This window comes from Vibrio sp. V39_P1S14PM300 (genome assembly GCF_009904765.1).
GTDB classification, from domain to species: domain Bacteria; phylum Pseudomonadota; class Gammaproteobacteria; order Enterobacterales; family Vibrionaceae; genus Vibrio; species Vibrio proteolyticus.
The window spans coordinates 1-7,559 of record NZ_WXWP01000197.1; the positions used below are offsets into that span (position 1 = coordinate 1).

General features: G+C 48.2%; 8 protein-coding genes and 1 pseudogene. All 9 read right to left on the reverse strand.

Annotated features, from left to right (window positions below; translation table 11 throughout):
• A pseudogene (locus tag CAG65_RS10145) lies at nucleotides 1-94 on the reverse strand (transcriptional regulator FNR); the annotation flags it as partial.
• Nucleotides 95-182: 88 nt separating this feature from the next.
• Entirely contained in the window at nucleotides 183-863 is a 681-nt protein-coding gene (locus tag CAG65_RS10150) for a sulfite exporter TauE/SafE family protein (RefSeq protein WP_161453550.1), read from the reverse strand.
• Nucleotides 860-1,027, reverse strand: coding sequence for a cbb3-type cytochrome oxidase assembly protein CcoS (ccoS, locus tag CAG65_RS10155; protein ID WP_021703269.1), 168 nt, complete (start codon nucleotides 1,025-1,027; stop codon nucleotides 860-862). The genes CAG65_RS10150 and ccoS overlap by 4 nt, the downstream gene beginning before the upstream one ends.
• Before the next feature lies 1 nt (nucleotide 1,028).
• Nucleotides 1,029-3,401 carry a heavy metal translocating P-type ATPase gene (locus CAG65_RS10160; RefSeq protein WP_161453551.1) on the reverse strand — a complete coding sequence of 791 codons (2,373 nt, stop codon included), beginning with the start codon at nucleotides 3,399-3,401 and terminating at the stop codon, nucleotides 1,029-1,031.
• A 4-nt stretch (nucleotides 3,402-3,405) separates the two neighbouring features.
• Nucleotides 3,406-3,882 (reverse strand): FixH family protein, encoded by a 477-nt coding sequence (locus CAG65_RS10165; protein WP_161448762.1) that lies wholly within the window; start codon nucleotides 3,880-3,882, stop codon nucleotides 3,406-3,408.
• A gap of 86 nt (nucleotides 3,883-3,968) precedes the next feature.
• Complete coding sequence (ccoP, locus tag CAG65_RS10170; protein ID WP_021703266.1) at nucleotides 3,969-4,946, reverse strand: cytochrome-c oxidase, cbb3-type subunit III; 978 nt, start codon at nucleotides 4,944-4,946, stop codon at nucleotides 3,969-3,971.
• Nucleotides 4,946-5,119 carry a CcoQ/FixQ family Cbb3-type cytochrome c oxidase assembly chaperone gene (locus CAG65_RS10175; protein WP_021703265.1) on the reverse strand — a complete coding sequence of 58 codons (174 nt, stop codon included), beginning with the start codon at nucleotides 5,117-5,119 and terminating at the stop codon, nucleotides 4,946-4,948. Before CAG65_RS10175 ends, ccoP begins: the two co-directional genes overlap by 1 nt.
• Nucleotides 5,120-5,128: 9 nt before the next feature.
• Entirely contained in the window at nucleotides 5,129-5,749 is a 621-nt protein-coding gene (ccoO, locus tag CAG65_RS10180; protein WP_021703264.1) for a cytochrome-c oxidase, cbb3-type subunit II, read from the reverse strand.
• Nucleotides 5,750-5,761: 12 nt separating this feature from the next.
• Nucleotides 5,762-7,189, reverse strand: coding sequence for a cytochrome-c oxidase, cbb3-type subunit I (gene ccoN / locus CAG65_RS10185; RefSeq protein ID WP_040902068.1), 1,428 nt, complete (start codon nucleotides 7,187-7,189; stop codon nucleotides 5,762-5,764).
• Between the last annotated feature and the right edge of the window lie 370 nt (nucleotides 7,190-7,559).

The following is a 7,559-nucleotide window of genomic DNA, read 5'->3' on the forward strand; positions in this document are numbered from 1 at the left end:
ACGGAATGCAGAGTTGACTGATACTACAATCTTGACAGTGAATGGCACAACCACCAGATTGAATGCGTTTTGTAGCAGGTTTTTCAGAAATCATAACAACCTTTCACTATTTGATTTACATCAATATTTTAGCACCCATTAACCACAAAGGATAGTTAAAAAAGCGTCTTAAAAACAGCTGGCTAAGCCGCAGATGACAAAATGGTTAATGCGCCGAAGGCAGTATACACACCATAACCCAAGATTAAAAATACACTGATGTTGCGAAACAGGCCGGACTGTTGGATTTTCTGAAAATAGTTGGCGCCATAGCCTACGAACAGCATGGCGGGAAGGGTACCTGCTCCGAATGCCAGCATGATTAGCGCGCCGTTAACCGCACTACCGGAAACCGCAGACCAGGTCAGTGTCGAATAAACTAAACCGCAAGGCAACCAGCCCCAGATCACACCGAATGGCAAGGCATGCAATGAGGATTTTAATGGCAGAAGTGATTTGCCCACAGGAGAGATATAGCGCCAGACAGATTGACCCAATTTCTCTACTTGCAGCAAGCCATTCCACCATCGGCCTAAATAGCACGCCAGCAAAATCATAAAAATAGCGGCTATTAAACGGAGCCAAACCAAGGCGGAATTAAGTTCGCTGACTTCAGCCAATGTGGACACAGAACCGCCGACAAGCGCGCCAACCAGAGCATAACTGATGAGGCGGCCAGTATTATAAAGCAGGGGAATAACTCGTTGTTTACTATGGGATTGCTGACCAATGGAGAGCAGGGAAGCTAAGCCACCACACATACCCATACAATGGCCAGCGCCGACAACACCAATCACAAAGGCCCCAAGAAAATCCGGGCTCATTGCCGATCTTTCTCCTGAGGGTGCTCATCTTCGTCAAACAAAATGTTGTGTCCCTGACGCTCTAGATCTTCAAACTGCTCGCTCTTCACTGCCCATAGGAAGATAGCGGCCGCGACTGCGACCAGTACAATCGCAATCGGAATCAGAATATACAGGCTTTCCATTTTATCGCCCCTTTTCTTTAAGCAAACGCAGAGAGTTCGATACTACTATAATTGAGCTTGCAGACATACCGACCACAGCCACATAAGGCGCAACTAAGCCGGCCACAGCTAACGGCAAAATCAATAGATTGTATCCCAGAGACCACGCAAGGTTTTCGCGGATAATACGGCGGGTTTTTAGCGCCAGGTTACGCGCTTCAAGTAGCTTATCCAACTTATCACCGAGTAATACCATGTCTGCAGACGCTTTGGCGACATCGGTACCGCCACCCATCGCGACGGATAGATGGGCCCCAGCCAGAGTTGGCGCATCATTGATGCCGTCGCCGATCATCATCGAAATGTGGCCACTATCCAGCGACTTCAGGTACGCCAGTTTATCTTCTGGTTTCGCTCCGGCCACGACGGTGTCTATACCGATCTGATTCGCGACCACATCAGCGTTTTGCTGAGTGTCGCCAGTCAGCAAGGTGGTTTGAATACCTGCCTGCTGAAACTTCTCGATCAGCAGAGCACTTTCTTTGCGAATAGGATCTTGATAGGTGAAGGTCGCGATAAGTTCACCATCCAAAGAGAGATAAATACCATTCGAGACAGACTGCGTAGTATCGCGCAATACAAAATCTGGACTGCCAATTCGGACCGTACTTCCAAGATAATGGCCTTCGATACCCGAGCCGATAATGTTCTCGACCTGTGTCACTTCAATGGCATGATCAAAGTAGGGCTTAAAAGCACGAGCGATCGGATGGTTAGCGTGGGCTTCCAACGCCGCCGCTATGGCCAGCACTTGCTCAGCACTGTATTTACCATGCACCAGGGTGTCTTTCAAAACAATGTCACCGTGGGTGAGTGTGCCGGTTTTATCAACGACCAGATGGTTGACCTTACACAACGTCTCAAACACGTGACTCTTACGCAACAATATACCAAAGTTGCTCATGCGCGATGTCGCACAGGTCAGGGCCGTCGGCGTTGCCAACGAAAGGGCACACGGACAGGTTGCGACCAGCACAGACAACATGATCCAAAATGCGTCTTCCGGTTTGGTTTCATGCCAATACCACCAGGTAAAAGCCGCAATGATCAGAATCACGGCCACAAAATAGCGTGCAACTACATCCGCTATCTCGGCGATTTTCGGCTTAGACATCTGGGCTTCGTCCTGAAGACGAACGATGTTTGAAATCACAGACTCAGCCTTGGTGGCCGCGACATTGAGGTCAAACGCTTCCTCGCCATTAAGTGTACCGGCATATACCGCATCGCCCGTGTTTTTCACCACTGGTACGGATTCCCCCGTCAGCATGGATTCGTCGATGTGCACACGTCCGGACAACACAACTCCGTCCGCCGGAACGTGGTCACCCGGCAGCACCCGAATGTGGTCACCCGGCTTTAGTGTTTTGACCGGTATTTGTGTCCCGTCCAGCTTGGTCGCAATCGCTGGTATCAGTTTCAGTAAATTCCCACTTGCGGCTGCGGCTTTACGCCGGGCACGCATTTCGAGAAAACGTCCGACCAACAAGAAGAACGTGAACATCGAGATAGACTCGAAGAACACTTCGCCTTTTTCTGTTACTGTCGCCACCAAACTGGCTACGTAGGCAAAAATGAGTGCAATGGAAACCGGAACATCCATTCCGAGCGTTCTGCCTCGAATACTGCGCCACGCATTGAGATAGAACGGCAGCGCGGAGTAGAGCAGCACAGGTGTAGCAAAAATCAAACTGACCCAACGGAAGTAATTCTTAAACTCCGTATCTAAATCACCAAACACTTCCAGGTACAGCGCGACAGCCAGCATCATTACCTGCATGGTCGCCAAACCCGCAATCCCCAACCGATACAGGTATTGCTTCATCGATCGATGGTAAGAGGCTTCCTGCTTATCGGCTTCGAATGGCGCGGCTTTGTAACCCAGTTGATGAATAACGGAAAGCAGTTCACTTAAACGAGTCTGAGTTTTGTTCCATTTGAGCAACGCTCGGTTGGTCGTTGTATTGACTCGGATCGCGACCACACCGGTATGAGAGGAGACCTGTTTTTCTATCAACCAGGCACATGCAGCACATGAGACCCCCTCAAGTGACAAGGTCACCTCTGAGAGATCGTCATTATGACGAACAAATTCAGTCTGTACGTCATCATTGTCATAGTGAATCAGGGTCTGAAGCTGCTCCGGAACCAGATCCACTTTATCCGCTGGCGCGGTGCGATATTGGTAGTAGGAGACCAAACCACTATCAACAATAGTCTGAGCGACGGTTTGGCAACCCGGACAACACATGCCTCTAACTTCACCAAGAATCTCAACATTGAAGTCCGTGTTGACTGGTACCTCTTCACCGCAGTGATAACACGTTTTGCACATAGCGTCAGTTCATCAGTAGGATTTCAGTGGTAGGGAAGGTGACACGACCTTGTATTAGCCATGAGTCATCATGTGGGGTGAGTTCGATAAACCAAGGGCCTTGAAGCTCTTCCGACAGCTTGATGCGGTACTGACCTTTGGCATCCGCAGTGACCAACTGGGTAAAATCTCGGTCCGCCAGGGTTCGATGGGCAAACAGTGCAGAAATGGCAGGATAGTGGTCCAGCTTGCCTTTATTAAAACGGATCACGATATCGTGACCATCAGACTCGACCTGAGCACTCAAACCCAGCTCTTTTGCAACATTGATTTTCGATAGATCAATATTGATTCCCTTGCCTTTTTTATAGTAATCCTCGGTCACCAGAGACACTGAATTTTGTGAAAAAACGATCACTGTAAGAATTGTCCAAACGACCACGGTAAGAGGAAGAATAATTAGAAACCACGGCCAGAATTGTTTATACCAAGGCTTTACCATAAAAAAGTTCTCAACGACAAAATGAAAGAAAGGGCCACAAACTTATAGGAAAGACAGCCCCTTAGAAAGGGGCTGTTATTGAAATGTTACTTATTGTCAGAGTTACTCAAACTCCAGACATAGGAAGCAACCAATTGAACTTTATCTTCGCCAAGAATGTCCTTCCAGGCAGGCATCACGCCAGAACGTCCATGTGTAACGGTTTCAGTTACGTCAGCGCGAGTACCGCCGAATAACCAATCTTGATCGGTAAGATCCGGCGCACCGACAGCCGGGTTACCTTTGCCGTCAGTACCATGACACGCAGCACAGACAACAAAACGCGATTTACCCGCTTCCGCTTCACGTGCATTCACCGAACGTCCAGACAGGCTCAAGGTGTAGCTCACCACTTCCTGAACACCTTGCTCACCGAGAGCATCGATCCAAGAAGGCATCTGGCCAATACGACCATGCATAATGGTGGTTACAATCGCTTCTGGTTCACCGCCGTACAGCCACGCATTATCAGTTAGGTTAGGAAACCCTTTCTGACCGCGTGCATCAGAGCCGTGACACTGAGAACAGTTCTGCAGAAACAGACGCTGGCCTACTTTAACGGCTTCAGAATCAGCTGCGATTTCCGGAATCGGGCGCAGTTGACCATTGTCGGTGTATGCCAGTTTCTTAAATGCCGCACCAAAGTACGCATCTGCGTCATCCAGCTCTTTAGCATATTGAACCAGTTCTTTGCTCTGTTGAGCTTTCGCGATAGATTCACGAGATTGCTCAATTGAACGAACGGTTTGATCCGAGCTCTGCCAGCCCAGCACGCCTTTGAAACTACCCAGACCCGGATAAAGAGTCAGATAAACGGCGGCAAAAATGAACGTACTTACGAAAAGGTAGCTCCACCATTTCGGCAGAGGGTTGTTCAACTCACGAATACCGTCGTACTCGTGGCCCATGTCGTCACCTTCTTCCACACCCATTTTATCTTTCAGGCACCAGAAGAGCAGTGCAGCACAGCCAACGAGCGTACCGACAGTAATGATGATGATCCAAAGACTCCAAAATGTAGTCATTACTTAGTCACTCCATGTTCTTTAGAGGGTGCTTGTTCTTCGTCTGCAAAAATCATATTGGCGTCTTCTTCAAAGCGGCTTTTACGGCTTTTGCCGAAAGCCCACCAAACCACGCCGATAAAGCAAACAAATATCACTATGGTCCAAATACTGTGAATAGTACCGATGTCCATAATCCCTCCTTACTTCATTGAATGACCAAGAGACTGAAGATAAGCGATGAGTGCATCCATCTCTGTTTTACCTTCTACGTCTTTCGCTGCATTAGCGATTTGCTCATCTGTGTAAGGAACACCAAATTTATCGCGGAATAGTTCCAGTTTTTTCTGAGTGTACTTGCCGTCAAGCGTATTCTCAGCCAGCCAAGGGAAACCTGGCATGTTTGACTCAGGAACCAACTCTCGAGGGTCAGTCAGGTGGACACGGTGCCACTCATCAGAGTAACGACCACCTACACGAGCCAAATCCGGGCCAGTACGTTTAGAGCCCCACAGGAATGGGTGTTCCCAAACACTTTCCCCAGCCACAGAGTAATGGCCATAACGCTCTGTTTCTGAACGGAATGGACGCACCATCTGGCTGTGACATACGTTACAGCCTTCACGGATGTAGATATCACGACCTTCCATCTGTAGCGCTGTATAAGGCTTCAGGTTTTCAACCGGTTCTGTGGTTTGTTTCTGGAAAATCAGCGGCGTGATTTCCACCAACGCCCCAAGACTGATCGCAAACACGATGCCGATAGCCAGCAAGCCAACATTACGTTCAACAACTTCGTGGCGATTGTTCGAATTACTGCTCATTCTTAAATCTCCTTATGCCGGTTGCTGAATAGCTTTAAGGCTATGTTTAGGCGCAGAAAGGGTTTTGTAGGTGTTGTACGCCATCAGGAACATACCTGACAGGAAGATGAATCCACCAATAAAACGAACCGTGTAGAACGGGTAAGACGCCTGTACAGATTCAACGAAGCTGTAAGTGAGCGTACCGTCTGAGTTTACTGCACGCCACATCAGGCCTTGCATCACGCCAGAGATCCACATAGCAACGATGTACAGAACAGTACCGATGGTCGCCAGCCAGAAGTGGGTGTTGACCAAACCGACAGAGTACATGCGCTCTTGACCAAACAGACGAGGAATCAAGTGGTAAACCGAACCAATTGATACCATTGCAACCCAACCCAATGCACCCGAGTGAACGTGACCAATCGTCCAGTCAGTGTAGTGAGAAAGGGCATTGACCGTCTTAATAGACATCATCGGACCTTCGAAGGTCGACATGCCATAGAAGGACAGAGAAACGATTAGGAAACGCAAGATAGGATCGTAGCGCAGTTTATGCCACGCACCAGATAGCGTCATAATACCGTTGATCATACCGCCCCAAGAAGGCGCAAACAGTACCAGCGACATCACCATACCAACGGACTGAGTCCAGTCTGGCAAAGCAGTATAGTGAAGGTGGTGAGGACCGGCCCAGATATACAGGGATATCAGTGCCCAGAAGTGAACAATAGATAGGCGGTAAGAATAAACAGGGCGTTCAGCTTGCTTAGGAACGAAATAGTACATCATACCTAGGAAACCAGCGGTCAGCAGGAAACCTACGGCGTTGTGGCCGTACCACCACTGAACCATTGCATCAACGGCGCCAGAGTAAATACTGTACGATTTCATCATTGATACCGGAATTGCCATACTGTTCACAATGTGAAGAACAGCAACCGTGATGATGAAGGCTCCGAAGAACCAGTTCGCTACATAAATGTGAGAGGTCTTACGCTTAACCAGAGTGCCAAAGAACACTACGGCGTAAGCGACCCAAACAATCGCGATCGCGATATCAATTGGCCATTCCAGTTCAGCGTATTCTTTACTTGTGGTGTAACCCAAAGGTAAAGAAATGGCTGCAGAAAGAATTACTGCCTGCCAACCCCAAAAGGTGAAGGCTGCCAGTGGACCACCAAACAGACGTGTCTGACAGGTACGCTGCACAACATAGTAAGATGTTGCAAACAGGGCACTTGTACCAAACGCAAAAATAACCGCATTAGTATGCAACGGACGTAAACGACTGTACGTCAACCACGGCGTATCAAAGTTTAGCTGTGGCCAAACTAACTGAGCGGCAATCAAAACACCAACGCCCATACCGACAATACCCCATAAGATGGTGACCAGGGTGAACTGACGGACGACCGTATAGTTGTAGTTTTGCTCAAGCTGCTTTTCTTGGCTCATTTGCATGCTTCCAATTTCTAATTAACTACACTTTACTTCCAACACGACAAAAACGTCGCAATGCCCCCCAAACCCTTAAGAAAACTATGCCATTTCAGGCGTTTGGTGTATCTTGCAGGCTTTAACAAAAAGTGGCATTTTCAGCCGACAACTATACTGCAATTAACAATTCAATGACAGGGTAGTAACCTTACTGTCGTTCAGGTTTTGCTCTTTTATTTCAAAACTTTGAACTTTGTTACACGGAGAATACACATTCATGCCAGCTCAAAAGCTCACACCAGCACGACTTGCGCAAATATTGATCATGTTAACCTTACTTCTGATCGCGTTTTTCTGGAGAACGGTCACGTATGAACCAAGTCAATCC